The 661-nt window shown below is 32.4% G+C and carries 2 protein-coding genes; both read right to left on the reverse strand.

The features are described from left to right. Window positions 1-344, reverse strand: a 344-nt coding sequence (locus NK213_RS17870; protein WP_253351731.1) for a ParB/Srx family N-terminal domain-containing protein, incomplete at its 3' end; no start/stop codon positions are given. 87 nt (window positions 345-431) lie between these two features. After that, a complete protein-coding gene (locus NK213_RS17875) occupies window positions 432-602 on the reverse strand; it encodes a hypothetical protein (protein ID WP_253351733.1) in 171 nt (56 codons plus the stop codon). Window positions 603-661: the final 59 nt, after the last annotated feature.

Genomic DNA, 661 nt, shown 5'->3' on the forward strand with positions numbered 1-661 from the left:
TCAAGATTTATATCCTCTAAATTAAGAAGCTCTGTTTTTAGAAGGTCCTCATCCCATAAACTTAATTCCTTTATTTTATTATCTGCAAGCCTGTATGCTCTTACCTGATCATCTGTTAAATCATCAGCTACTACACAGTCTATTTCTTTATATCCAAGTTTTTTAACTGCCTGTAATCTTCCATGACCGGCCACTATTATATTATTTCTGTCTATTACAATGGGCTGTCTGAATCCGTATCTTTTTATTATTTCAGCGAGTTTCCCTATCTGTTCTCTGCTATGGATTACTGGATTATTCTGGTATTCCTTTAAATCTTTTATATTTATTTTTCTGATTTCCATTTTCTTCTCCTAAAAAACAAAAGAGCCACCAAATACCAGACTTTTACACCTGTTATTTGATAGCTCCGCACTGCGATATTAACTATCTCAATATTTTTTTGTCAGTAACCTTTTACTCTTATACTGCTTGTCTTTTATCTTCCCCTGTGCAGTTATGAAGAGCTCTATCTTATACGATAACCCTGCTGTCATGGCTTCTTCTATTACATTTTGCCATTCTGGATTATCCTTCAGAAAATCTAAAACTTTTTTATTCATTCTACACCTCTATTGTATCACTAAAAAACGGAATTTTCAATATATATGTTTACATCTTT

Origin of the sequence: Sebaldella sp. S0638, from assembly GCF_024158605.1 — a bacterium.
Lineage (GTDB): Bacteria > Fusobacteriota > Fusobacteriia > Fusobacteriales > Leptotrichiaceae > Sebaldella.

Coding starts and splice junctions, on each gene's coding strand:
- NK213_RS17875 (WP_253351733.1), bottom strand. CDS start 602: ATGAATAAAAAAGTTTTAGATTTTCTGAAGGATAATCCAGAATGGCAA.